Source organism: Streptomyces sp. Ag109_O5-1 (assembly GCF_003814875.1).
GTDB lineage: Bacteria > Actinomycetota > Actinomycetes > Streptomycetales > Streptomycetaceae > Streptomyces > Streptomyces sasae.
The window spans coordinates 2,045,963-2,071,115 of the sequence record NZ_RKQF01000001.1; the positions used below are offsets into that span (position 1 = coordinate 2,045,963).

Genomic DNA, 25,153 nt, shown 5'->3' on the forward strand with positions numbered 1-25,153 from the left:
GCACGGGTGCGTCGGCTCAGGCGGGCGGCGTGGGCCGGTCCAGAGCCTCGCGCCCGGCGCGGATGAAGAGCCGAAGCACGCGCTGTGCATCGTCGAAGCACGCCGTGATCTGCTCGTCCATGTCCAGGACATCAGCCTCGCTCAGCGACCCCGCCACCGCCCTCGCCTCGTGCTCCTCCGCGCAGCTCAGCAGGGAGCGGAGGCTGGACATGCAGTCGCCCACCCGCGCGGCCACCTCCTCGGGGCCCTGCAACTCGACCGCGTAGGACGTCTGCAGAGCATCCCTGTACGCGATTCTGCCGCGCAACCGGATCTCCTCCCGTTGCGCGGCCTCCGGAGCACCGGGCAGAGAGCATCTGTGATAGTCGAGAGCCGCGATCCGGGCCGTCTGGGACTTCTCGGTGAACTCCTCGTAGATCGCCTTCCGATGCTCTCGACGCCACCGATGGTGCTCCAGGCGGAGATCGAGTTCCTGAAGCACTTCCCGCCGCCGTGACTCGCGTTCCTCCTGTTGTTCCAGAGCATGTTGCCTGGCACGCTCCGACCGCAGAGCGAGGAAACCCGTCAGGCCGCTGCCGATCAGGGTTCCGATAATTCCCATGAACGAGAGGAGCAGAGAACCGGCCACACCTACTGTCTGTGCAGCCCGGTACACGATTACGCGTCCGTTCCCTTCCGACCATCGAGACCGCAGGGTCGAGCGTGACTGCGGCGGAAACTCGCTCAGGGCTGAAGGTCGTCCGCCGTGCCCAGGCCCGTAAGCGCGCCCACCGGGTCCAGGTCCGGGGTGCCTCTGGGCCACCAGTCGTCGTGGCCCGGTTCGGACTCGTAGGCGTACCAGAGGCCGTCGCGGCCGAGGCGGAGCTGGACATGGCCGGCCGGGTGGGTGAGGTGGTTGCGCCAGGGGCGGAACGCCGGGAGATCGGCGGCGAGGAGCAACGGTCGCGCTCGGTCGAAGCGGCCGGCCGGTGGATCCCACGGCTCTTCGAGTACGTCGAGCCCCTCGATCCCGCCCTGGCGCCAGGCGGCGACCGCGCGCGCCAGGTCGCCCGGGGTACGGCCGACGGCGTCGGCGAGGGTCGCGTAGAGGGCACGGGTGGACGCGGTGAGGCCGGAGCCGGGGCGGGCCGCGGCCAGCCGCACCGCGTCCTGCCAGAGGGTCAGCTCGCCGACCGGGTCGCATCCGGTGGCGAGCAGGGCGTGGGCGCGGGCGGCGGCGTCGGTGGCGAGCTGGTCCAGCGCGAAGGGGTCGGGTCCGCCGGGCACCGCCGGATAGACCGGGGGCTGCTCGGGGTGCGCCGGGACCGGCAACGGGGGCGGCAGCGGCGGGAGTTGCCGCGGGACGAGGGCCTCGGTGGCCCGGATGCCGGGCAGCGACGTCGGCTGCCGCTCCCGGGCCGCGCGGGCGGCGTTCCGGCGGGACAGCGCGTCGAGCACCTCGCGCTCCCCGCGGCCGCGCAGCAGAAGCAGCACGAACGGGTCGGCGTCCAGCAGCCGCGCGGTCTGGTAGCAGAGTGCGGCCGCGTGCTTGCAGGGGTGGCCGAAGTCCGGGCAGCTGCAACGGGGTTCGAGCTCTCCCGGCCCGGGCAGCAACGGAACCCCGCTGTCCGCGAGTGTCTGCGGCAACTCCTTGTCGAGCAGGGCGGCGATGTCCCCGGGCCGGTCGGCGGCGGCCTCCAGGAACCGCTCCCACTCGTCCTCGCCGAAGGTACGCAACCGCAGCTGTACGCGGTACGGCCGGGGCCGGCTCCCCTGCACATAGGCGAGGACCAGTCCGGGGGTCACGGTGATGGCGTCCACCTGCCCCTGCTCCGCGTAACTCCGCCCCCGGGCCAGCCGCTTGACGTCCAACGCGCCCTCTTCGAGCGCCCGGACCCAGGCGTTGCCCCACCAGGTCTCGGCGAACTCGGGGCCGACGGCGGAGGACCGGGCCGGGAGGGAGGGGAAGGTACGGCGGAGTTCGGTGTCGCGGTGAGGGGTCGCCATGGTGCGGGGCAGGTGGGGGGTGGTGGGGGCGGTTGGGGTGCCCGCGGTCTCCGTGCCTCCGGTGGAGGTGTGGCCGTGCCCCCACGACTGCGCGGGGTCACCGGCACCCATCGCCCCGGTCGTGCGCGGAAGGTCCTCGGGGCGCCGGGGGCCGGTCACAGGCCCGCGATCGGTCGGCCCCGGATGCGCAGATGCCGCGGCGTGCGGGTGTGCCGGACCCGTCACCCGGGGAAGCCGCCCGTCCACGGACCGCTCCTCGTCGACGAGTCCGGCCGGGGTTCCCTCGCCCGTCCGGTCGTCGGTCGGTTCGGGCGCCACCGGCTCGTCCTCGTCCGGGGGCATCCGGAACGCGGTCGCCAGGAACTGCTTCAGGTCACGGGCGGTGCGATGACGCGTCGCGGCTGCCAGAGCCGGTGACAGCGGCGGGCGCGCCGCACGGGCCGGAGCCGCTTCGGCCGCCTCTGCCGCGGCCGCCTCGGCCCGCCGCCGCTCCTCCCGCGCCGCACGCAACGCCTCCCGGGCGATGTCACCGGGACGACCCCCGGGGCGGGAGGCGGCAGCACCGGAGTCGGTCCGGGTGACACCCGGGCCGGGCCGGTCGGCGTCGGCCTCGTGCGAACCGGAGCCGGAGTCGGAGTCGGCGGCCCCGTCCTCCGCGCCCTTCGCGGCGACAGCCGTCCGCAGCGCCAGACGCGCGACGTCACCGGGCCTGGGCGCCCGCTCCCCCGACGCCACGCCCGCTGTTCCCCCCGCCCGCGAGCCGACGCCCTGCGCCGGTTCACCGGGCTCGGCCGCACCCTGCGCCCGCTCCTCCGTGTGCTCCGCCGAGCCCTCGACCGGAGCCGCCGCCTCCTCCTCGACCGGAGCCACCCCGTCGCCCCCGGTCTCCGCCCCGCGCCCCCGCGCCGCCCGCAGCGCCCGTCGGGCCGCGTCGCCCGGTCGCTGCTCGCCCTCGCTCATGACGTCCTCCGCAACGACACCAGGTCGGACAGCTCACGGTCCGTCAGTTCGGTCAGAGCTGCCTCGCCGGAGCCCAGGATCGCGTCGGCGAGGGCGCGCTTGGACTCCAGCATCTCGGCGATGCGGTCCTCGACGGTGCCCTCGGTGACCAGGCGGTGGACCTGGACGGGCTGGGTCTGGCCGATGCGGTACGCGCGGTCGGTGGCCTGTTCCTCCACCGCCGGGTTCCACCAGCGGTCGAAGTGGACGACATGGCCCGCGCGGGTGAGGTTGAGGCCGGTGCCCGCGGCCTTCAGGGACAGCACGAGGACCGGGGTCGCGCCGGCCTGGAAGCGGTCAACCATGCGCTCCCGCTCCGGTACCGGTGTGCCGCCGTGCAGGAGGTCGACCGGGACCGCGCGGACCTGGAGGTGCGCGGTGATCATGCGGGCCATTCCGACGTACTGGGTGAAGACGAGTGCCGAGCCGTCCTCTGCGAGGACGGTGTCCAGCAGCTCGTCGAGCAGGGTGAGCTTGCCGGAGCGGGCGGCCAGTCCGTCGACGCGGGACTCCTCCTTCAGGTACAGCCCGGGGTGGTCGCAGATCTGTTTGAGCGCGCCGAGCAGCTTGAGCACCATGCCCCGGCGTGCGATGCCGTCGGCCGTCTCGATGGCGAGCAGCGACTCACGGACCACCGCCTCGTAGAGCGCGGCCTGTTCGCGGGTGAGCGGGACGGGGTGGTCCGTCTCGGTCTTGGGGGGCAGTTCGGGGACGATGCCCGGGTCGGACTTCTTGCGGCGCAGGAGGAACGGGCGGACCAGGCGGGCGAGCCGGCTCACCGCCTCCTCGTCCTCGCCGTTCTCCACCGCGCGCGCGTGCCGGGCGCGGAAGGACTTCAGGGGGCCGAGGAGTCCGGGGGTGGTCCAGTCGAGCAGGGCCCAGAGTTCGGAGAGGTTGTTCTCCACGGGGGTGCCGGTGAGGGCCACGCGCGCGGGGGACGGGATCGTGCGCAGCGCCTTGGCGGTGGCCGAGTAGGGGTTCTTCACGTGCTGTGCCTCGTCGGCGACGACCATGCCCCAGGGCTGTTCGGCGAGGCGGGCCGCGGTGGCGCGCATGGTGCCGTAGGTCGTGAGGACGAAGCCCGAGGCGAGGCCGTCCAGGGTGCGGTCGGGGCCGTGGAAGCGGCGGACCGGGACGCCGGGTGCGAACCGGGCGATCTCCCGCTGCCAGTTGCCCAGCAGGGAGGCGGGGCAGACCACCAGGGTCGGCTCCTGGCGCGCCCGCTTCAGGTGCAGGGCGATGACGGTGATCGTCTTGCCGAGGCCCATGTCGTCGGCGAGGCAGCCGCCCAGGCCGAGGGAGGTCATCAGGTCGAGCCAGGCCAGGCCGCGGAGCTGGTAGTCGCGCAGGGTGGCGTGCAGACCGGCGGGCGGCTCGGCCGGGCGGATACCGGCCGTGAGGCGGTCGCGCAGGGCCGCGAGGACGCCGACGGGGACCGTCTCGACGGTCTCGCCGTCCACCTCGGCCTCGCCGGTGAGTGCCACGGAGAGCGCGTCGACCGGGTCGAGCAGACCCAGTTCGCGCTTGCGGGCCTTGCGGACCAGCGCCGGGTCGACGAGCACCCAGCGGTCCCGCAGCCGTACGACCGGACGGTGGGCCTCCGCCAGGGCGTCCATCTCGGCCTCGCTGAGCGGGTCGCCGCCGAGCGCCAGCTGCCAGCGGAACTGAAGCAGTTCCTCGCTCTCGAAGAAGCCGGTACCGTCGGTCGCCGAGCCCGGGGCCGGCCGGACCACCGCCGCCGCGGTCAGGTCCTGTGCCAGGTCGCGGGGCCAGTGCACGGCGACCCCGGCCGCCGCGAGCCTGGTCGCCGCCACGCCGAGCAGTTCTCCCAGCTCCTCCTCGGAGAGCGCGAGCACCTCGGGTACGTCCTGTTCCGCCAGACGGGCCAGCGGCGGCCACACCCGCGCGGCCCGGCGCACGGCCAGCGCCGCGTCGACGCGCGCGCGGGGGCCGAAGGCGGCGTCGGACTCCCCCGCCCACAGCGCGGCCGCGTCGGTCACCAGGGTCGGGTCGGCCAGGCTGTGCACCTGGACGATCGCCGCTCCCGCGCGGAGCGCGCCCTCGCCGTCCTCGAACAGGTCGTACGCCGACAGGTCCAGGCGCAGCGAGATCCGCACGCCCGCGTCCATGCCGGCGGCGACCTCCGCGGCCCACTCGTGGGCGTCGGGCAGCCGCTGGGGCTCGCGGGCGGCGAACGGCCGGCCCGAGGTGTGGGGCGCGGCCGGGGTGCGCGGCAGGGTGTCGGCGACCGCGTCGAGGAAGGAGCGGATCAGCGCCTCGGGCTGGGGCAGGGTGAGCGGGCCGGGGCCGGGCAGCGGGACGGCGTGGCCCTCGGCGGGGAGGGCGGCGGCCACCGCGCGCAGGTGGGCGATGTCGGCGGGTTCCAGGGGGCCGGCCCGCCAGGCGTCGTGGCCGGCCGGGGTCAGACCGGGGAGCAGCCGGCCGCGGGCGGCGAGCCGCAGCGCGTGCTGGGCGGCGGCGCCCCAGCAGGCGGTGGCGGGATGGGCGGCGGGGTCGCGGCGGGCCCGGACGAGCAGCGGGAGGGCCTCGGCGATCGGCAGGGTCAGCGCGGGCACCTGCCGACGGCGGACCCCGGCACCGTGCCGTCGTACGACCGTCAGGTCCTCGGTCGCCGACGCGGAGGCGGAGTCGGGCAACGGGTCCCCCGCCGGGTCCCAGAAGGCGATCCGGCCCTGGCGCGGGAGGTCCGCTGGCAGATAGACGGCGGCCAGGCGCACGTGCACGCCGTCAGGGGTCTCGGTCACCGTGCTGCCGCTCATACGTTCTGCCACCTCCCGCCCACACGTCGGATCAGACGTCTTCGACTGTACGGGCGGGGTCTGACAATCGGCTCCGGCGGCCGACTGGGGCCCGTCGCCACGGCACGGTGCGCAAGACCGCGCAGGACGGTCGCTACGGCACGGTGCGCGAGACGACGTAGATCATCGGGTAGTTCGGGTCGGCCGTGTTCACGACCACGTCCTGGGTGGGCGCCGGGTTCTTCTGGGTGTGCGTCAGGCCCGACCAGGCTCCGGGGCCGGTGAACCTCCAGCCGGTGATCTTCTGGTCGCGGGTGCTGACGCTGATGTCGTTCTTCTTGAGGTCGTCCCGGTTGACGCCCATGCCGGCCAGGAAGCCGTCCAGGCCGGCGCTGTTGGTACGGAACTGGACGTAGAGACGGCTGGTCTTCCAGTTGTTCGTCTCGTAGTACGCGATCCGGTCGGCCGGGTGCGGGACGGGCACCTGGTAGAGGCGCCGCTGCACCTTCGACGGCCAGCCCTCGGTGAGGCCGGTCGCCGAGTACTTGGACTCCTTGTCCTTGCCGCTGTCGCGGCTCTGGGCGGCGGAGATCACCAGATAGCCGGCCGGTACGCCGATGAGCAGCACGATGATCAGCAGCGTGAGCGCACGGCGGCGGGCCTTGTGGCCGGGGGTCTCCGGCGGGCGCTGCGGTTCGTCCGGAGGTGCGGCCTGGTGCGGCAGCGAAGCGATCATGCGGTGTCCTGGGTGCGGCGGGCCTCCGCGTACCGCTCGTAGCGCTCGTAGCGCTCCACCCGGCGCCGGTTGGCACGCCGGAACCGGCGGGCGACGAGCCGGGCCAGGTCGGCGGCGCCGACCATGCCGGCCTCGGGGCCCAGCTGGGCGCGGGCGATCCGGGCCTCGGGGCGGTAGCCGCGGCCGGTCAGCTGGCGCTTGAACGCGTCCCGGGCGGGGCCGATCAGCAGGTCGTCGGCGGCGCTGACGCCACCGCCGATCACGAAGCAGGACGGGTCGAGGGCGGCGGCGAGGTTGGCGATGCCGACGCCGAGCCACTGGCCGATGTCCTGGAGCAGCTCGATGCACATCGCGTCGCCCTCGCGGGCCAGCTCTGTGATCATCGGGCCGGAGATCTCGTTGATGTTGCCCTTGACGTGCTCGATGATCCCGTAGGCCACCGGGGAGTCGGCCGCCGCCAGTTCCTTGGCCTCGCGGACCAGCGCGTTGCCGGAGCTGTACTGCTCCCAGCAGCCGCGGTTGCCGCACGGGCAGCGGTGGCCGCCGGGCACGACCTGCATATGACCGAACTCGCCGGCGACGCCGTACTTGCCGCGCTTGACCTGGCCGTCCTCCAGGATGGCACCGCCGATGCCGGTACCGAGCGTGATCATGACGAGGTGGTCCTCGCCGCGGCCGGCGCCGAAGCGCCACTCGGCCCAGGCGGCGGCGTTGGCGTCGTTGTCGACCAGGACGGGCACGGCGAGCCGGCCGGCGAGGCGGTCGCGCAGCGGCTCGTTCCGCCAGGACAGGTGCGGGGCGAACAGGACGCGGTTGCGGTCGGCGTCGACCCACCCGGCGGCGCCGATGCCGACCGCGTGCACGTCGTGCCGGTCGGACAGGTCCAGGACCAGCTCGACGATCGTGTCCTCGACGACCTTCGGGCTCTTGGACTTGTCCGGGGTCTCCGTGCGGAGCTTCTCCAGGATGTTGCCGTCGGCGTCCACGACGCCCGCCATGACCTTGGTGCCGCCGATGTCGATGCCCACCGTCGGCACACGGGGTGCGGTCAGGTGGGAGCGGCGTTCCCTGGTACCCACCGTTCGCAGGACGGGGGCTCGGCGGGAGCCGATGGGGGCGGTGAGGTCGCGGTAGGTGCTCATCGGGCTCGATTCTGCCGCACGCTCGCGCGGAGTGCCGTTCGGGGGACATAAAGGTGGCTACCGCGTCGTTGCCGGGTGCGGGTTGTCCGTGGCTGGTCGCGCCCACGCGGCGGAGCCGCACATCGAAACAGCCCCGCGCCCCTAGCCCCGCTGCAGTTCGTGGCGTAGGGACTCAAGGTCGCTTCCGCCTGCCATCTGTTGTCCTTGCGGGCGGCCTGCTCGGCACCGTTCTGCACGATGTCCCAGAAGGTGTCGCCGTCCCCCGAGTGCGTGATCATCGCGACGGTCCAGCGGGGCGTGTTCACCGCCGCCCTCCTCTGGGCCGCGGCGGTGTTCCTGGCGTCCTCCGCCCGCTTGCCGCCGGTGCTGCTGCACCCGGCGAGGGTGGCGCTCAGCGCCCCCGCCACCGCGATGCCCAACCAGGTCCGAAACCGTGCCACGAGGCCGTGCCCTTCTTGCCGTGCTCCTTACGTGCGAGAGGGGCGGGCGAGCTCACCGTCGGTGACCACCGAAGGCGAGCTCGCCTGCCCCAAAAGCCTCAGTACCGAACATGAGGTACACCCCTTACCAAGGTGGGGGTTACCTTGCGGTCACATTGTCCGGACAATGCGACCAGCACAGCCGGGACCGGGACGGCACTCAGGTCCGTACGAGCAGCTGGAACTCGAAGGAGTAGCGGGTCGGCCGGTAGATGTGATCACCGAACTCGACGGCGCGGCCGGTGTCGTCGTACGTGGTGCGCTGCATGGTGAGCAGCGGGGCGCCCTCCGGCTCGCTGAGCCGCTCGCCCTCGGCGGCCGTGGCGCCGCGCGCGCCGATGGACTGGCGGGCGCTGTGCAGGGTGATCCCGGCGCCCCGCATCAGGCGGTACAGGCCGGTCGCCTCCAGCTGCCGGGTGTCCAGGTCGAGCAGGCCCGACGGCAGATAGTTGGTGAGGTACGCCATCGGCTCGCCGTGCGCCAGCCGCAGCCGTTCGATGCGGTGCACCTCGGTGGTCTCGGCGACCCCGAGCGCGGCCGCGACCTCGGCGGAGGCCGGGACGACCGTGTTGACCAGGACCTTCGTCGCGGGGCGCTGGCCGGCCGACTCCAGGTCGTCGTAGAGGCTGCTGAGCTCCAGCGGGCGTTTGACCTGACTGTGCACGACCTGGGTGCCGACGCCCCGGCGGCGGACGAGGAGTCCCTTGTCGACAAGGGACTGGATGGCCTGACGGACGGTCGGGCGGGACAGACCTAGCCGTGCGGCGAGTTCGATCTCGTTGCCCAGCAGGCTGCCGGGGGTGAGCGAGCCGTGTTCGATGGCCGCTTCCAGCTGCTGGGCGAGCTGGAAATACAACGGCACCGGTGAGCTACGGTCCACTCTGAGGTCGAGCGACACGGTCGGGTCCACATCTGGTTTCGGCACGGGCCTGAGCGTATCCCCGTGACGGGTTGGCGGGAAGTTGTGTAGTTCGATTGTCCGGACATACGGATTGACAGCGCACGGGCTGCACCAGCACCTTGTTCCCATGCGCATCGGGGTCATCGGTACGGGCCGCATCGGCACCATCCACGCGAACACGCTCAGCCGCAATCGCGAGGTCGGATCGCTGATCCTCACGGACGTGGATCCGGCACGGGCCCAGGACCTGGCGCACCGCCTCGGGGAGACGGCGGCGCCCGGGACGGACGAGATCTTCAGGTGGGGCGTGGACGCCGTGGTGATCACCACCGCGACCTCGGCGCATGCGGACCTGATCGGCCGGGCGGCGCGCTCCGGGCTGCCGGTCTTCTGCGAGAAGCCGATCGCCCTCGACCTGCCGGGCACGCTGCACGCCCTGGCCGAGGTGGAGAAGGCCGGGACGGTGCTGCAGATGGGCTTCCAGCGGCGCTTCGACGCGGGGTACGTGGGTGCCCGGGAGGCGGTGCGCTCGGGCCGGCTCGGGCGGCTGCACACCGTACGGGCGCTGACCTCCGACCAGTCGCCGCCCCCGCCGGAGTGGCTGCCGCTGTCCGGCGGGCTGTTCCGGGACACACTGATCCACGACTTCGACGTGCTGCGCTGGGTGACCGGCCGCGAGGTCGTCGACGTCTACGCGACCGGCTCCGACGCCGGGCCCGCGATGTTCCGCGCGGCCGGTGACGTCGACACGGGCGCGGCCGTGCTCACCCTGGACGACGGCACACTGGCCACGGCCACGGCGGCCCGGCTGAACGGTGCCGGGTACGACGTGCGGATGGAGCTCTCCGGGGAGCGGGACACCGTGGTGGTCGGCCTGGACGACCGCACGCCGGTGGCCTCGACGGAGCCGACCGGTCCGCCGCCCGCGGACAAGCCGTGGCCCGGCTTCCTGGAGCGGTTCGGGCCCGCCTACGAGGCCGAGCTGTGCGCCTTCGTCGACGTGGTGCGGGGCGCGCTCGCCAATCCCTGCGACGGACGCGAGGCGCTCCAGGCGCTGCGGATCGCGGAGGCCTGCGAGGTGTCCCGGCACGAGCGAAGACCGGTGGCACTGGCGGAGATCCCGGACCGACTCGCCTGACCGGACGGGACGGACGGACGAGCCGGACGGACAGGCCGGGACAACCGCCGTCGGCTCCGGCTCGGCTACGGCTTCGGTCACCAGCGCACCGGAAGCCGATCTTTCCGGTGTCCTTGACCAGGCGGGGGTCGGCGAGCGCCGCCCGTGCCTCCTCGTACCCCACCACCAGCCAGCTCTCGTAGAACTGGTCGGCGCCCGGCAGCCTCACGCGGTGCACCGGGCCCCGCGCCCGCAGCCCGGCGTACACCGGATGCGGGTCGGTGCGGAACGTGTCGCCGTACTCGCTCAGGTCGATCACTCGCGTCATGTCTTCCCCCTTGCGGACGCGTCCCCCGAAGCCGTCCCGGTACTTCCCACAACGCACCGGCCCCGCGATTGGTGCCCAGGGGCCAGGAGAGCCCTAGAGGGTGTCTTCCAGGAGCCCGGCGTCGTACGCCAGCAGGGCGATCTGAACCCGGTTGTTGAGGCCGAGCTTGGCCAGGATGTGGGAGACGTGGGTCTTGACGGTGGCGACGCTCATGAAGAGGCCGGTGGCGATCTCGGCGTTGGCGAGGCCCCGGCCGACCGCGACGGCGACCTCGCGTTCGCGGTCGTTGAGGGCCGCGAGCCGGTCACGCGCGCGTGCCTGCCGGGTGTCGGCCCGGGTGCCGGCCGCGTGCCGCATCAGCTGGCGGGTGACGGCGGGCGACAGGACGGGGTCACCGGCCGCGACCCGGCGCACCGCGTCGACGATCTCGGCGGGCGGGGTGTCCTTGAGGACGAACCCGGCGGCACCCGCGCGCAGCGCGTGCAGGACCTGTTCGTCGGCGTGGAAGGTGGTCAGGACGACGACCTGCGGGGCGTCCGCCCGCGCGCGCAGCCGCTCGGTGGCGGTGAGTCCGTCCACGGTGGGCATACGGATGTCCATCAGGACGACGTCCGGGCGGGTGCGGTCGACGAGCGCCTCGACCTCGTCGCCGTCGGCGCCCTCCCCGACGATCTCGATGTCCTCGGCGCCGCCCATCATGAGGGACAGCCCCGCCCGCACCAGCGGGTCGTCGTCGACGAGCAGCAGTCTGATCGCGGTCATGCCCCCTACGTAATCACGTACGCAATCTCGCCGGTACGGCGTCGCGTGGTGCGGTTCAGGCCGCTGCCCAGGGCAGCCAGGCCCGGACCTCGAAGCCGCCGTCGCCGGTGGCCAGGTGCTGGAGGTGTCCCCCGGCCAGCGTGGCGCGTTCGGTGAGGCCGATCAGGCCCTGGCCGGACCCGGGGACGGGCGGGGCCTCGGTCTCGGGGGCGGGGTTGTGCACGGTGATGTCCAGGCCAGCGCCGGGCGTGCCGGTGACGCGAACGGTGACCTCGGCGCCGGGGGCGTGCTTGCGGGCGTTGGTGAGGCCTTCCTGGGCGATGCGGTAGGCGGTACGGCCGACGGAGGCGGGTACGGCCGCCGGGTCGCCCACGTGGTTGTCGAGGGTGACCTTCATGCCGGCCTGGCGGGACTCGGCGACAAGAGCCTCCAGGGCGGCGAGGGTGGGCTGGGGCCGGCCGCCGGCCTCGTCGCCGTCGGTCGCGCGCAGGACGCCGATGATCTCGCGCAGGTCCTGGAGGGCTTCGTGGGCGCTCTCCCGGATGACCCCGGCGGCCCGGGCGATCTCCTCCCGGGGCGCGTCGGGCCGGAACTCCAGGGCACCGGCGTGCACGCTGAGCAGGGTGAGCCGGTGGGCGAGGACGTCGTGCATCTCGCGGGCTATGGCCTCCCTGGCCAGCCGTTGGGCCCGCTCGGCTCGCAGCCCGGCCTCGGTCTCGGCGCGCCGGGCCCGGTCGCGCAGGCTGACCATCAGCTGCCGCTTGGAGCGGACGAACATGCCGAGGCAGGCCACCAGGAGGGTGAACAGCGCGGCGAGGACGACGACCACGAGGTAGGGCAGATCGGGGTCGGGCCGCAGCCAGTAGAAGACCGGGACCAGGGCCAGGCTGACGCCGGTGATCCAGGCCAGGTGCCGGAACGGGCGGTGCACGGCGAGGGTGAACAGGGCGACCATGGAGGCGCCGCCCGCGGTCGCGGAGACGAAGCTCACCGGGATCATCGCGACGGCGAGGCCGAGCGGCCAGCGGCGGCGCAGCCAGACCGCGCCGCAGGCGAGGCCGCCGATCAGCACGTCGAGGACGGCGAGGGTGTGCGGGAGGTGCGCCTCGTGCCGGACGGTGTCCGCGCCGGCCGCGCCCACGACGACGGCCAGCAGGAAACAGGTGAAGTCGACGAGCCAGTCCCGCGCGGTACGGCGGGGCCGCCGGCCGCCGGCCTGGGCGTCTGGATCGAGTTCATGGATCACGGCGGACGGGAAGAGCCACCGTCGCCCTTCGAACGTCCGTACCGGAATGTCACCGCTCACGGTCGCCAAATCTACGCAGACCCGGAGCGCGGCACCGCCCTGCGCACGGGATCGTCGACCAAAGTTGCGCTCGTGTGGACTTTCGGCGCGCCACGCGCGCGTGGCGGCGGTCTTCCAGCGGGAACGACTCGCCCCACGGCCGATGGCATGGGGGGAAGCCGCGGGGCGAGGGTCGTACCGTGAAACAGCTGCTGGAACCGCTCGGATTCATGACTTCGGATCAGGAGCCGGGGGTCCGGCAGAACGCGGACCGGACCTCCGGCCGGTCGCACCGTTCCTGGTGTCGGACCGGTCGGCTCGACGGGCTGCTCAGCAGTCGAAGTCGATCAGGTCGAACGAGGCGTAGTGGTCCGACGTGTAGTAGTCCTCCTGGTACGCCTCGCCGGTCACGATGCGTCGTGCTCCGCGCGTGGACGAGCCCGGCGTGATGACCGTGTACTCGTGGTAATTCCGCCGCACCCCTCCGACCTGGGCTTACTGAGGCCGAAACGGTTGTGACCTGCTAGGTCGGGTTGCAGAGGCGATCGGAGGCAGTCAGAGGAAAGCGCTCTGATTCGACCCCGGTTCGACCCGGGTCGCTCAGAGGCAGTCAGAGGCATCAGCCTCCCAAACTGCCCTTTGAGCGACCGGCGTTGACCGGTACGGATCCAGGGTGGCGACTCTGACAGGCCTCTCGGCCGTCTCCGGTCGAGCCGCGATGGGGACGCCTGCCTCCGCCCGGTGCCAGAGCGCACGAAAGCCCCCAGGACGGCAATCCTGGAGGCTTCGCTGGCACCGATTGGAGGTCAGTTCCGGACGCCACCTCTGATTTAGAGGTCCGCGGTGGCATCCATGTCCATGGGACGACCCCCGAATGCCATACCCCACGCTGCAGGGACTCGCCTCCCTCCCCAAGCCCGCCGCCGACCTGGTCCTGCTCGGCGACCTCACCGGCCGCTACGCGGCAGGCAGCTACAGCAGGCTCGGCCATGACGGCCGCACAGTGACCCTGCGCGGCAACCGCCAGGGCATATCGGAGCACGGTCACCGGATCACCGCAGCCATCGCCTGCCACGTGGCCCGTGCCGGCGGCAGCGTCGAGCAGCTGACGCGGTTGCTGCTGCACCCCGACCACGAGGGTGGCCGACACGCCCGGGACATCGCCCTGCGCTCCGGGCAGGCGCGCGCACTGGACTACATCCACCGCGTGTGGGCCAGCGCCGTCCAGACCGTCAGCGCCACCGTGCCGGTCGACTCCCGGGACCACGCCTACGAACTCCTCGCCGCGCTGCGGGACCAGATCGAGACCACGCCGTGGCGCGGGGAGCGGGGCCGGACCGCGCTGCGGGTCCTGCGGGCGCACCTGACCTTCGCGGAGACCGCGGGCGGTCCGCTGCACCACGCCAGTGAGCGGCAGACCGCCGAGGAAGCCGGAATCTCCCGGACCACCCTGCGGGCCACGTACGAGACTGTCCTGAAACCGTACGGCTGGCTGCGCCGTCTGCGGGCGGGGCGCGGTCGGGAGGGCTCCACCTGGTACCTCGCCCTCGGCACCCCCCGCCAGCACGTGGCGCCCCCTGTGCTGTCTCGTTCCCGTACCACTCAGTACCCCCCCGACCCGGCGCTTGAGGAGTGGACCACCCCTGAGACCGGCAACGCGCCGGACATCGACTCCACCGTCCTCGCCCGCCTCATGGCCCACGACGCCTTCGCCCACCACGGCCTCGGCAGCACCGCCCTCGTGATCATCAGCGCGCTTCACGCCCGGCCCACCCAGACCATCACGGACCTGATCGCCAGTTCCTCGGTCTCCCGTGCCACCGCCTACCGCACCCTCCGGCGCCTGGCCCACCACGGCCTCGTCCACCACCACGGCGAAACCTGGACCCTCACCCCCCGCGCCCTGCACGGCATCGGCCACTCCCCCACCAGTGACAAGGCCACTACGGACACACAGCCGGCCCAGAGCTGGGACGAGATCGCCCTCCGGCACGGTACGGCAGGGACCGCGGCGCGCCGCAAGGCCCTGCATGCGGCCGAACGCACCCTCTACCGAAAGGCCCTGGAGCGTCTGGCGGAGCACCGCAGCCGGGCCGTGGTGATCGTCCGGGACGGCTGCCAGGTCCTGGTCCCCTCGGTGCGGCCGGATGAGGTTCCGGCTGCCTGGCACGCCCCGGGTGGACGCGTCCTCGATCCCGTCACCGGACGGTCTTCGACCGAGTGGCGGGTGGCCACGGACGGCCGGCTGATCCTCATCACTCCTGCCGACCAGCGCACTTATGACGAGCTGGCGGCAGCCCATACCCAAGCCCTCAGCGAATGGGAGTCCGCCTCGTGAACCCACCACCCCCCAACCAGCGCGAGGGCGAGCCGCCCAGCGCACAGAAGTTGCGTGAGGAGTACGAGGGCGGGGCCACGGTCCAGGAACTGGTGGCCGCGAGCGGTCTGCCTTACGGGACGGTCCTGAACCGGCTGCGTGAGGCCGGGACGGTGATGCGGACCTCGTGGCAGACCCGCAGGATGCGCGACGGCCAGGAGGCTCGCGCGCGTCTGGCGGCCAGGCTGCGCATCCTCTACGAGACGCACGGCGCGACTCTCGGTGAACTCGCCGCGGCCGCGGGCAAGTCCAAGCCGGCCGCCCGCCGTCTGGTCGTCGAGGCGGGCGGCAGGGTGCGCAGCACGCGGCAGACGATACAGATCCGCTCCGCGGCATCCCGGGCGAAGCGGGGCAAGCTCGCGGCCTGGCTGCGGGTGCGCTACGAGGCCGGGGCGACAGTGCCCGAGCTCGCCCAAGAGTGCAACTACTCCACGGCCACCGTCTACCGCCTCCTGCGTCAGGCCCACACCCCCATGCGCCCCCAACACCGCCACGGCCCCGGCCGCCACACCAGCAAGAAGCAGCCATGACCGCCCTCGTCGAGATCCCCGCTAGGGCCCGATGGCCGGTGCAACACACCCGTCCTCACCATGCCGGCCTCACCCGGACGGCCCGGGCACCCCCGTTACAGCCCGGCCCGGCATGCCCAAGAGGGCTCCCAAGCCGCCCACCACACACCACGTCTAACAACCACATTTTCGATTCAGGAGATCGCGCACACGTGAACGAGAACACCCGCCACAAGGCCCTTGCCGCGGCCGCCGAACACGCCTGGGACGCCTTCGTCATCGTCGTCGGCATGCTCAAGGGCGGCACCGGCAAGACCACCTCCGCGTGGTTCATCGCCCTGTACTACGCCGTCGTCCTCGGCCTGCCCACGCTCCTGCTGGATGCCGATGCCACGAGTCAGTCCGCCTACGACTGGTTCAAGGTCGCCCAGGCCGCCGGCTTCGAGATTCCCGAGAACCTGGTGGTCGAGCGGTACCCGTTCGACGACATCGCCGAGTACATCCGCGCCAAGCGGGCCGAGTTCGGCGCGATCGTCGTCGACGCCGGCGGTGGCAGTGCTCGGATCTTCCACGAGGCGGTTACCGAGGCGAACCTGCTGCTCGTGCCGGTCGCCCCGACCAAGATCGAGCGCCGCAAGCTGGTCGCCACCTTCGACGAGGCCGAGCGCGCCGCCGCTCGCAACGCCCGTGGCGTCACCGCCCACGTCGTCATGGTCAAGGCCGACGACCGCACCAGCTTGCCCCGCATCGCGAAGGACAAGCTCCTCGACCCCGCCGAGGGCGAGGGCATCGGCCCCGACCGCGACGAGCCGTTCCCGCTCGCCGACACCACCATCCACTCCTGGGTCCACTACATGGAGGCCTTCGGCGAGATCCCGACCGAACTGAGCGATTACGCCGAGCTCATGAAGGAGCTGACCCAGGCATGACCGAAAAGAACGAGAAGCTGAAGCCCCCGGCCCGCCGCACCGGTCGCACCCTCGGCGGCGGGGCCAAGAATGCGGCCCCGCCGCCCCCTCCCCCGGCCGCCGAACTCACCCCCGAGCAGTACGCCGCCGAACAGCCTCCCGCCCGGGCGACAGCCCAGGCGCCCGAAGGCGTGCCCGGCGCAAGCCCCGTTCCGGTGCTCGCTCACGTCGCAGCAGCCCCGGCGCAGGTCGGGACGGAACACGATGCGTATCCGGTCGCCGCAGACTCGGCAGCTGCGTCCACCCCGAACGCTGCGGCACCGGCAGCGGCCGAGAGTCCCTCGCCTCAGACGGTTGCCACCACTGCCGGACCGGTACCGCTACCCGCTGCGCAGGCGGAGACGCCCGCTGCCGCCCCCGTTGGGTTCAGCGAGCACTCCGCGACGAAGGGGAGCGTCGCCACGGCCGCAGATGTCCCGATTCCTGGAGCGGTCGCGGAGATAGCGGTCCGCGCGACGGCACCTGTCGTCACCGGTACGGCTTTCCCCGTCGAGGCCAAGGAACCGACACGAGAGCACAGCCACGGGGCTCGGGCGCAGGAAGCGCCCAGCGAGGGCGTGCCCTGGACACAGGGACCGGGCCGACCCCAGGGCATCCCCGATGTCGCGGTCGTCCTCAACCAGCGCATCATCACCCGCGAGTCCCTCGACTCGTCCGTGCCGGCCGCGCTGAAGCTGAAGAAGCGCATCAAGCGCTTCGCGCTGGACAACGAACTCGACCACCTGCCCCTCGGCGACATCGTCGCCGTCGCAATGGACGAATGGCTGTCCACCCGCGGCTTCTGACAGCCTGAAGCAACGGTTCCCATGCAGCGCAGGGGGGCGCGGTCCGTGGGGTCCGCGTCCCCTCTGCCGACTATTCCACTAGCCCAATAGTCGACTAAGGGCTGTCCCGTAATCTCTGTGACCTGCTGCTCGACAACAGGTACGGTCTGCGGGTGATACCGACCGAACCGCACGAGTGTCCGCTGCATGGCGCGGGGGCGAACCCCGACCGCCTGACTGGACGCCGCGTGCAGCAGGTGGTGGCCGCCTGGCACCGGCACGACTCCGAGGATGCTGCCGGCCCGCTGGAGATCTGGCTCGTCGACGAACTTGGTGGCTACTTCCACATCACGACCGGCTCCGACTGGTGCCTGATCACGGATGAGGAGGCACCCCACGCGGGATACGACCTTGGTGAGAGCAGCCGGGTCGAGGTGGTGTCGAGTGAACGCGGGACACCGTTTGCCGACTACCTGGGAGAGGTCATCCTCGCGGTGGACCAGAGGTTTGACGCCCGCACCGGACGGGTCGGCCTGAAGGTCTGCTTCGCCACCGGCACTGTTGAATGCGGCAGTTGGGGCGGGGACCTGCAAGTGACCGGCTGACCGCCGATGGGATGATCTTGGATGTGGCTGGTGTGATCACGGCGGCCGAGCCGTCCTGGATAGCCCCCTTCACCGGGCTGAGCCCGCGTGCGTTCGGCAAGTTGGTGATCCAACTGCGTCGCGAGGGTGCCGACGCGTGCCGGCGGGGCCGACCGTGGAGGCTGCCGCTGGAGGACCGGGTGCTGCTGGTGGCCGCGTACTGGCGGACGAATCTGACCATGCGGCAGTTGGCCCCGTTGTTCGGCGTGTCGAAGTCGGCCGCCGACCGGATGATCGATGACCTCGGGCCGAGGCTGGCCCTGCAGCCGCGCCGGCGGTTCGCCAAAGACGCCGTGCTGATCGTGGACGGCACCCTGGTGCCCACCCGCGATCACAAGGTCGCCGAGCAGTCGAAGAACTACCGCTACTCCACCAACCACCAGGTAGTCATCGACGCCGACACTCGCCTGGTCGTGGTCGTCGGCCGACCACTGCCGGGCAATCGCAATGACTGCCGGGCCTGGGCGGAATCCGGCGCGAAGACCGCGGTCGGCAACACCACGACGATTGCCGACGGCGGTTACCCGGGCACCGGACTGGTGATGCCGCACCGTCGCCGCAAGGGCGAGGAACTGCCTGAGTGGAAGCAGGCTCACAATAAGTCACACAAGCAGGTCCGCGCCCGCGTCGAGCACTGCTTCGCCCGCATGAAGACCTACAAGATCCTCCGCGACTGCCGCCTCCGCGGTGACGGTGTCCACCACGCCATGCTCGGCATCGCCCGCCTGCACAACCTCACCCTCGCCGGATAGGCGAGCCCGACCGTTCCGAGGTCGAGCACGTCCCGACCAGCCGGAAGATCATTTACGGGACAGCCCTTAGGCGGATCACTATTCGCCTAGTCGCAGCATCCGGAGCAGCCCACACATGCCTGACCACACCCATCACGCCCGCCTGCTGCGCGAGCTCGCCGACCTGCTCGAAACCCAATCCGAGCCCACCGACGATCCGTTCACCCCACATCCAGACACCCAAGCAGTCATCAACAGCCGCCACACCGTCCGCGGACAGCTCAACTACGCCGTGCCCGAAGACCTTCAGCTCCAGCGCCGTATCCGCCGCTACAGCGCGGACAGCGGTATCCCCCATGGCGACATCGTCGCCCTCGCCCTCGACGCCCTCCTCCGTGCCAAGGGCTACCCGCCAGAGCTGCGTCCAGAGGCGGAGACGTCATTGCCTGCCGCGGGACTGTCCTGAAGTTTGTGTTTGGCCTGGTGTGACCCGAGTTGGCATGAGGTGGGTTCTCTGCCGGGAAGGATCACGATGGGCAGTACGAACGAGAGTGGCCCCGAGGGTAACGAGCATCAGGTGCGGACGGGGGCGGAGTTGGCGCAAGCAGCGACTGAGCAGGACCGGGGGCTGGCCGAGAGCCTGATCGAGCGGGCCCGCCGGGACGGGCTGCAACTGGTCGGCGAGAACGGGCTGCTGACGGGGCTGGTGAAACTGGTCCTGGAGGGTGCGCTGGAGGCCGAGATGGCCGAGCACCTGGGCTACGAGAAGGGCGATGCGGCCGGCGCGGGCTCGGGCAACCACCGCAACGGCACCAGCCGCAAGACCGTGCTCTCGCAGGTCGGACCGGTGACCACTGACATCCCCCGCGACCGGGCTGGCAGTTTCACCCCGCAGATCGTGCCCAAGCACGCCCGGCGCGTCGACGGCTTCTCGGAGACCATCGTCTCCCTCTACGCCAAGGGGCTTTACGACCGGGGAGATCCAGGCCCACCTCGCGGAGATCTACGACGTGGAGGTCTCCCGCGACCTGGTCTCCCGTGCCACCGCCCAGGTCGCAGCCGACCTCGCCGTCTGGCGGACCCGCCCGCTCGACCGCATCTACGCGGTCCTGCTGATCGACTGCATCTACATCAAGATCCGCGACGGGGCCGTCGCGAACAAGCCCGTCTGCATCGCCGTCGGCATCAACCTCGACGGGCTCGGGATGTGGGTCGGCACGGGCGGTGAGGGCGCCAAGCAGTGGATGACCTGGCTGGCCGAACTACGCAACCGCGGCGTCCAGGATGTCCTGATCGCCTGCTGCGACGGGCTGAAAGGCCTGCCGGAGTCGGTCAACGATGTCTGGCCCCAGGCCGATGTCCAGCTCTGCGTGGTCCACCGTGAAACCGTCAAGAAACAACCTGGTGGTTATCGGCGCCGATCGAGGTGAGCAGGTCGGATGCGGTGGGGTGGCGGTGGCCGGCGGGGGAGATGTCGATGCGACGGTCGTCGAGGATCGGCAGGACGTCGCGGATCGCGTTCCACAGTGTGCTGCGGCAGACGCCGAACAGCTCGGCGAGAGCGTCGAGGCCGCAGACACGGCGGCGGTAGAGGATCGTGGCGAGGATTCGGTCGCCGTCGGTGATCTTCTCCCGGAACACGCCGCCGCGGGTGCCTGGGCGCCGGTTGCCGCCGCGCTGGCGGTGGCGGCGTTCTTCGATCCCGGCGGCATAGGGCACGATCAGTTCTTCGAGCAGGGCGTGCAGTGCCTCGCGGGACATGCCGGTCAGCGTCGGGTCCGTCAGCGCCTGGTGGGTCGGTGTCGCGGGAGCGTGCTCGGCCGGGCCGCTGCCGGTGACCCAGGCGCGGAGGTCCTCGGCGCGGGTGAAGTAGCGCACGACGGTGGGTGTGATGCTGATTTTCCGTTCGTCCAGCAGCTTCCGGGTGGCCTTGATTGCGTGGCCGATGGTGACGGGGTTCATCCCGAGCAGGTCGCCCAGCACCTTCTGCGGGCAGACCTGCCGCAGGTAGATGACGGTGAGGAGGACTTCGTCCGCATCTGACAGCAGGGATCGGCTGCGGCCGGTGGTAGCGACGCGTCGTCCTTTGCGGAGCACGTAACGGTGCTGTTCGGCCGCTGCCGCCTGAGCCGGAGCCAACTGGGCCTGCAGCGCGTCCAGTTCGCCATCGTTCATGCCGGTCAGGCGGGGGTCGGCGAGCATCTGCAGGGAGTGTGTGCGGGCCTTTGCCCGTTCGTCGGCGCGCGGCGCGAGGGCGGTGGTGCCGGTCGGGGCGATACTGTAGTTCCACCGGCCGTGCTGGTCATGCGCGGTAATCGGCAGGGCCTGAATCTGCTCACGGCTGACGGCGATGCCGGTCGGGTAGGAGCCCTCGTCGAGAGCGGCCTCGACACGCAGTCCGCTCCGGGTCGTGGTCGCGGCAATCGTATTGAGGACGACTTCGTGGCTGGTCAGGGGGCGTCCGCGCCAGTTCATAGTGATGTGGGAGAACAGTCGGTGTTCGATTTTGTTCCATTTTGACGTACCTGGCGGAAAGTGGCAAACCGTCACAGTCAGACCGGCGTCGGCGGCGAACGCGGCCAGTTCGGCCTTCCAAACTCGGTAGCGGTAGCTGTTGGAGCCTCCGGCGTCCGCAGTGATCAGCAGCCGGGATGCCGCGGGGTAGTCGTACTGGCCGCGCGCCTGCCACCAGCGTCGGATCGACGAGGCGGCGAACGTGGCGGTGTTGTGGTCGGTGCCGACGTTCACCCAGCCGGTGTTCGCGGACATGTCGTAGATCCCGTACGGGATGACGGACTCCACGTGCGGGCTGGCGAAGAAGCTGTGGTCCTCGACCTCGACGGGTTGTCCGGCCGGCCGCCATTCCTGTCCGGGCATCGGCAGCTGCCCGATCTGTTCCTTCTTCTTCGCGTCCACGCTGATTACCGGCTCGCCCGCGGCCTGGTGCTGTTTGACCTGCTCGTTGATATAGCGGAACTGCGCGTCCCGGTCCGGGTGTTGATCGCCTTCCAGGGTCTTGGCGGTGCCCTGCAGACTGAACCCGTGTTCCTTGAGCAGCCGGCCCACCGTGGGCGCGGTCACCCGGTGCCCTTGCCGGGACAGCTCCGCGGCCAGGTGCCGCAGCGACTTCGTCGTCCAGCGCAACGGCGACATCCGATCACCGCGCTCGTCCGGTTCGACCAGCGCCATCAGCACCGGAACCAGCTCAGGGTCGATCGCCTCGGCCCGCATCCGCCCGCCGCCAGGGCGCCGGACACGTCCTTCGGGCAGCGGATCGACTCCGGCCTCGAGTTCGAACACGCCCTTGCGGACGGTCGTCTCGCTGACCTCGGCTATCCGCGCAACCACACCGACGCCTCCATGCCCGAGCAGCCGGGCCTCGGTCGCCAGCGCCAGACGCCGTTGACGCTCGTTCAGGTGCGGGAGCAGAACGTCGAACCGTCGAGCCAACTGACTGCGGACCTCGGCGGATATGCGCATACCACATCAACGAGTTCGTCTCCGCGAAGCAACGCGTTGTTTCTTGACGGCTTCACGGTGAACGACACAGGTCTGGACGATCGTCGCAGGCCAGACGGTGTTCACGGCGTCCGGGAGACCGGTCAGGCCGTCACAGACCAGCATCAGGACATCGGCCGCGCCGCGGTTCTTGATCTCGGTCAGGACCTGGAGCCAGTACTTCGAACCTTCACCGCCGTCGCCGATCCACAGGCCCAGAATGTCCCGGTGCCCCTCGGCGGTGACCGCCACCGCCATGTAGACAGGCCGGTCGGCGACCTGCCCGTCCCTGACCTTCACGTTCACACAGTCGATGAACACGACCGGGTAGACGCTGTCCAGCGGACGGTTCTGCCATTCCGTCATGCCGGCCATCACGCTGTCGGTGATCGTGGAGATCGTGGACTTGGAGATCTCCGCGCCATACACCTCGGCGAGATGCGCGGAGATCTCCCCATGCGTCAGCCCCTTCGCCGACAGCGACAGAACCATCTCATCCACCCCGCCCAGACGCCGCTGCCGCTTCTTGACCAGCTGCGGCTCGAACGACCCGGCCCTATCCCGCGGCACCGAGATCTCGACCGGCCCCGACTCTGTGATCACCGTCTTGGAGCGTTGCCCGTTGCGGTAGTTCTCCCTGCCACCCTCAGCCCGCTCACCGGGCTCGTGCCCCAGATGATCCGTGAGCTCGCCCTCCAGAGCGGACTCCAGTACCCGTTTGGTCAGCTGCCTGCAGGAGGCCACCCTCCCCGGTGAGCTTCACGCCACCGGCCTGGGCCCGGGCAACCAGCTCGGCGACCAGCCCGTCATCGACGGCGCTTGCCCCACTCACAGCGGCCTTCCCGGCCTCGGTGTCACTCGTCACGTCAGTCATCAACTGTCGCTTCCAGCTCGGGAGTTACACCGCTCACCGTACAGACCCTCTCGCAACTCGCGTGGTGTCATCACATGAGAAGTGTGCCAGCCCCGCTTGATCACAACCGGAGACAGTCCCTAGTACCAGGCCCCGCAGTCGTCCCAGCCGTTGTTGAGGTTGTTCACGCATACGCGGGCCTTGTAGCCACGGCCGTCGTAGTGGAACTTGGTGCTGCCCTTGTTGAGGCTCCCTCCTATGCCAGCACTGTCCACCCACTTGATCTGCTGATTGTGGTCGATCTCCAGGCGCATCGCGCAGTCGGAGCCACTCCAGGTCTGCACGAGCCCTTGCACCTTGGGACCGGGCTTCTTGCCGTTCATCCACGCCTTGCAGCCCGGAATGGTCACCGGAGAGGAGGAGATGAAGTAGACCTTGGAAGCCGCAGAAGCAGCCGAGGTGGCGATGCGGCTCTGGGATGTCGTTGTGGCATGGGCCGGGGAGGCCATGCCGGTCGCCGCACTGGCTAGGGCGGTTGCCATAGTGATGGCAGCAAGGTTCATCTTGAGTCGGTTCACTGCGTCGTTCTCCCGTTGACGTGGTTGGTGGCAGGACCATCTCGTAGTAGCAGCGCGAAGATGACCTGGGTGACGCCGTGCGTATCGGTCGCGTGCTCCGTGATCGGCAGGTCGGTCTTGTTGCCCATGATCTCGTCCAGCACGTAGTGCGCCTCCTTGCGGGTGACCACGATGACCTTCGTGGCGTCTATCCCGTACGCCTGCATCGCTGCGTAGCTGCGGCTGGCCGGCCAGGGTCAGCTACTCGGTCGGTGGTCGGGCCACGATGGCTCAGGCCCCAGCGAAGTCAGGGGCCTGAGCGTCAAGTGGGGCGTCTGCTGCAAGACCCGCCGCGAAGCTTCGGTCTAGTACCAGACGTACAGGAAGTACTTCCAGTTGCCGTCGCTGCCGTAGCCGCCGGTGCAGTAGTAGTCGTACGGCAGGGATTCTCCCTCGGAGACACAGGCGGCCTTGGTCCAGTAGGCGCGGTAGAAGTGCCAGCTGGCCATCGGGTGCACGTCGCCCACAGCGCTCTCTGCCGGTTTCACGCTCAGTGCGGGCGCCGCGAAGCTGGCGCTCGCACCTGCCAGGCTGGCGGCGGCAATCCCGACAACGGCAGTGGCGCTGACGAGTGCCCTCGTCAAAACATTGGATCGCATTCGTTTTCCTCCCGGATCGCAGAGCGGCGCCTGACCGGCTGGCCGCGTAACAAGGTTTCTAGGCCGACTGGTTGTTGCGCACCTCCCTGCTGTCACATGCAACAAAGTTGTGGGTGGCTGATCGCTGGCGGCGGTCGGCTGAAACCTGCGGACCGCGCTCGCGGTGGCGGAGATCGCCACCATGGCGCAGGTCGAAAGTCTGCGTCACAGTGCGCTCACGCACGACGCCGAGCGCGGCACGTCCACCCGATGCTGATGGCGCGCTCCTGGCACGCCTCGTCCGTTTGTGAGCGATCACGAAATTACGTGACCGTTCACACCGTTCCCTGGAGTGGTACGCCCGCCCCGGCGTGGACGCGGGCGCAGCGCACGTCGCCGCGAGCACCCCGGCCGCCCGGTGCCGCGGCTGACCGTGGTCACCCCGGGCGTCCCAGGTGGCCGCTCTACGAGGGGGACGGCCCGGATTTCGTCAGTTCTCTCATGACGCTGAGCGGGCGTCAGATGCGGCGCTACCGTACTGCTGGGACATTCTTGGGAGGGAAGAACGGGGATGCTGGATCAGGCGTTGGCGGCGTTGGCCGCGGCGGGTGGGACCGCGGTGGTGCAGGCTGCGGGGACGGACGTATGGACCGCGCTACGGCAGGCGGTGGCACGTTGGTTCGGCCGGGGCGACGAGCAGCGCGAGCGCGCGGTGCTAGAGCGTCTGGATCAGGCCGCGCGTGAGCTACAGACTGCCGGGGCGGCCGAGGCCGAGGGGGTGCGTATCCTTCAGGAGGCGGTGTGGCAGGCGCGGATCGAGGCTCTGCTGGAAAGCCTGGGCGAGGCCGAACGGGTCGGCGCCGCTGAGGAGTTGCGGGCCCTGCTGGCCCAGCATAATCATTATGGCGGGGTGTCGGTCGGTGACGGCGGGCAAGCCGTCGTGGGGGATGTAAAGATTCACGCCGACCACGGCTCCGCAGCCGCCTGGAGCATGGGGAACGTGACGCTGGGAAACCCTCCGCAGCCGGGTCCGCACGAGGGCTGAGCGTACCCGGAGCCGCCTCGGCCAGGCCCAGCGGGGTCACCAGCATCTTTGCCGACCATGGCAGTATCGCTATCG

At 70.9% G+C, this 25,153-nt stretch carries 22 protein-coding genes and 5 pseudogenes; 11 read left to right on the forward strand and 16 right to left on the reverse strand.

The window, feature by feature from the left end; all coding sequences use genetic code 11:
* Nucleotides 1–16: 16 nt before the first annotated feature.
* The 7 genes and pseudogenes from EDD90_RS09210 to EDD90_RS09240 form a co-directional block, all read right to left on the reverse strand.
* Nucleotides 17–628, reverse strand: coding sequence for a hypothetical protein (locus tag EDD90_RS09210; protein ID WP_123972600.1), 612 nt, complete (start codon nt 626–628; stop codon nt 17–19).
* Between the two features lie 95 nt (nt 629–723).
* Nucleotides 724–2,946, reverse strand: coding sequence for an SWIM zinc finger family protein (locus EDD90_RS09215; RefSeq protein ID WP_123972601.1), 2,223 nt, complete (start codon nt 2,944–2,946; stop codon nt 724–726).
* Nucleotides 2,943–5,765: a DEAD/DEAH box helicase gene (locus EDD90_RS09220; protein WP_123972602.1), complete on the reverse strand. Its 2,823-nt coding sequence runs from the start codon at nt 5,763–5,765 to the stop codon at nt 2,943–2,945. Before EDD90_RS09220 ends, EDD90_RS09215 begins: the two co-directional genes overlap by 4 nt.
* A gap of 133 nt (nt 5,766–5,898) precedes the next feature.
* Nucleotides 5,899–6,480, reverse strand: coding sequence for a sugar kinase (locus EDD90_RS09225; RefSeq protein ID WP_123972603.1), 582 nt, complete (start codon nt 6,478–6,480; stop codon nt 5,899–5,901).
* Nucleotides 6,477–7,622 carry an ROK family glucokinase gene (locus tag EDD90_RS09230; RefSeq protein ID WP_123972604.1) on the reverse strand — a complete coding sequence of 382 codons (1,146 nt, stop codon included), beginning with the start codon at nt 7,620–7,622 and terminating at the stop codon, nt 6,477–6,479. The genes EDD90_RS09225 and EDD90_RS09230 overlap by 4 nt, the downstream gene beginning before the upstream one ends.
* A gap of 197 nt (nt 7,623–7,819) precedes the next feature.
* A pseudogene (locus EDD90_RS57010) lies at nt 7,820–8,062 on the reverse strand (sugar ABC transporter substrate-binding protein); the annotation flags it as partial.
* A gap of 199 nt (nt 8,063–8,261) precedes the next feature.
* Nucleotides 8,262–8,999 carry a GntR family transcriptional regulator gene (locus EDD90_RS09240; RefSeq protein WP_123981064.1) on the reverse strand — a complete coding sequence of 246 codons (738 nt, stop codon included), beginning with the start codon at nt 8,997–8,999 and terminating at the stop codon, nt 8,262–8,264.
* Between the two features lie 130 nt (nt 9,000–9,129).
* Here EDD90_RS09240 and EDD90_RS09245 point away from each other — a divergent pair, with 130 nt between their 5' ends.
* Nucleotides 9,130–10,140, forward strand: coding sequence for a Gfo/Idh/MocA family oxidoreductase (locus tag EDD90_RS09245; protein WP_123972605.1), 1,011 nt, complete (start codon nt 9,130–9,132; stop codon nt 10,138–10,140).
* Between the two features lie 94 nt (nt 10,141–10,234).
* On the opposite strand, the pseudogene EDD90_RS57015 reads toward EDD90_RS09245, so the two are convergent.
* From EDD90_RS57015 to EDD90_RS57020, 4 genes and pseudogenes are all read right to left on the reverse strand, one after another.
* Nucleotides 10,235–10,447: pseudogene (locus tag EDD90_RS57015) on the reverse strand (cytochrome P450); the annotation flags it as partial.
* Nucleotides 10,448–10,540: 93 nt separating this feature from the next.
* Nucleotides 10,541–11,209 carry a response regulator transcription factor gene (locus tag EDD90_RS09255; RefSeq protein ID WP_123972606.1) on the reverse strand — a complete coding sequence of 223 codons (669 nt, stop codon included), beginning with the start codon at nt 11,207–11,209 and terminating at the stop codon, nt 10,541–10,543.
* A gap of 55 nt (nt 11,210–11,264) precedes the next feature.
* A complete protein-coding gene (locus EDD90_RS09260) occupies nt 11,265–12,515 on the reverse strand; it encodes a histidine kinase (protein ID WP_123972607.1) in 1,251 nt (416 codons plus the stop codon).
* Between the two features lie 309 nt (nt 12,516–12,824).
* Nucleotides 12,825–12,962 (reverse strand): annotated as a pseudogene (locus EDD90_RS57020) (ribonuclease domain-containing protein); the annotation flags it as partial.
* 406 nt (nt 12,963–13,368) lie between these two features.
* Here EDD90_RS57020 and EDD90_RS09270 point away from each other — a divergent pair.
* The 9 genes and pseudogenes from EDD90_RS09270 to EDD90_RS57025 all read left to right on the forward strand — a co-directional run bounded on the left by EDD90_RS09270 (nt 13,369) and on the right by EDD90_RS57025 (nt 19,917).
* Nucleotides 13,369–14,832 (forward strand): helix-turn-helix domain-containing protein, encoded by a 1,464-nt coding sequence (locus EDD90_RS09270; RefSeq protein WP_123972608.1) that lies wholly within the window; start codon nt 13,369–13,371, stop codon nt 14,830–14,832.
* Nucleotides 14,829–15,401, forward strand: coding sequence for a helix-turn-helix domain-containing protein (locus EDD90_RS09275; protein ID WP_311737204.1), 573 nt, complete (start codon nt 14,829–14,831; stop codon nt 15,399–15,401). Before EDD90_RS09270 ends, EDD90_RS09275 begins: the two co-directional genes overlap by 4 nt.
* A 191-nt stretch (nt 15,402–15,592) precedes the next feature.
* Entirely contained in the window at nt 15,593–16,309 is a 717-nt protein-coding gene (locus tag EDD90_RS09280; RefSeq protein WP_123972610.1) for a ParA family protein, read from the forward strand.
* Nucleotides 16,306–17,133: a hypothetical protein gene (locus tag EDD90_RS09285; protein WP_123972611.1), complete on the forward strand. Its 828-nt coding sequence runs from the start codon at nt 16,306–16,308 to the stop codon at nt 17,131–17,133. Before EDD90_RS09280 ends, EDD90_RS09285 begins: the two co-directional genes overlap by 4 nt.
* Before the next feature lie 152 nt (nt 17,134–17,285).
* On the forward strand, nt 17,286–17,717 hold the full coding sequence (locus EDD90_RS09290) for a hypothetical protein (RefSeq protein ID WP_123972612.1): 432 nt from the start codon (nt 17,286–17,288) through the stop codon (nt 17,715–17,717).
* 23 nt (nt 17,718–17,740) lie between these two features.
* Entirely contained in the window at nt 17,741–18,508 is a 768-nt protein-coding gene (locus EDD90_RS09295; RefSeq protein WP_123972613.1) for a transposase, read from the forward strand.
* Nucleotides 18,509–18,623: 115 nt separating this feature from the next.
* Entirely contained in the window at nt 18,624–18,953 is a 330-nt protein-coding gene (locus EDD90_RS09300) for a hypothetical protein (protein ID WP_123972614.1), read from the forward strand.
* Nucleotides 18,954–19,019: 66 nt separating this feature from the next.
* Nucleotides 19,020–19,433, forward strand: a pseudogene (locus EDD90_RS58935) (transposase); the annotation flags it as partial.
* Complete coding sequence (locus tag EDD90_RS57025) at nt 19,363–19,917, forward strand: transposase (RefSeq protein ID WP_260328701.1); 555 nt, start codon at nt 19,363–19,365, stop codon at nt 19,915–19,917. The pseudogene EDD90_RS58935 and the gene EDD90_RS57025, both read left to right, overlap by 71 nt.
* On the opposite strand, the gene EDD90_RS09310 is transcribed toward EDD90_RS57025, so the two are convergent.
* From EDD90_RS09310 to EDD90_RS55220, 5 genes and pseudogenes are all read right to left on the reverse strand, one after another.
* Nucleotides 19,877–21,877: an ISAzo13 family transposase gene (locus EDD90_RS09310; RefSeq protein ID WP_398928483.1), complete on the reverse strand. Its 2,001-nt coding sequence runs from the start codon at nt 21,875–21,877 to the stop codon at nt 19,877–19,879. The two genes, EDD90_RS57025 and EDD90_RS09310, sit on opposite strands and share 41 nt — an antisense overlap.
* A 147-nt stretch (nt 21,878–22,024) precedes the next feature.
* Nucleotides 22,025–22,859 (reverse strand): annotated as a pseudogene (locus tag EDD90_RS09315) (IS256 family transposase); the annotation flags it as partial.
* A 119-nt stretch (nt 22,860–22,978) separates the two neighbouring features.
* The gene (locus EDD90_RS09320) at nt 22,979–23,380 is read right to left on the reverse strand and encodes a hypothetical protein (RefSeq protein WP_148098568.1); all 402 of its coding nucleotides are present in this window, start codon (nt 23,378–23,380) and stop codon (nt 22,979–22,981) included.
* Nucleotides 23,381–23,412: 32 nt separating this feature from the next.
* Nucleotides 23,413–23,622 (reverse strand): Tn3 family transposase, encoded by a 210-nt coding sequence (locus tag EDD90_RS09325; RefSeq protein WP_123972618.1) that lies wholly within the window; start codon nt 23,620–23,622, stop codon nt 23,413–23,415.
* A gap of 138 nt (nt 23,623–23,760) precedes the next feature.
* A complete protein-coding gene (locus EDD90_RS55220) occupies nt 23,761–24,054 on the reverse strand; it encodes a hypothetical protein (protein ID WP_185149000.1) in 294 nt (97 codons plus the stop codon).
* Between the two features lie 550 nt (nt 24,055–24,604).
* Here EDD90_RS55220 and EDD90_RS09340 point away from each other — a divergent pair.
* The gene (locus EDD90_RS09340; protein ID WP_123972619.1) at nt 24,605–25,078 is read left to right on the forward strand and encodes a hypothetical protein; all 474 of its coding nucleotides are present in this window, start codon (nt 24,605–24,607) and stop codon (nt 25,076–25,078) included.
* The last annotated feature ends 75 nt before the right edge of the window (nt 25,079–25,153 follow it).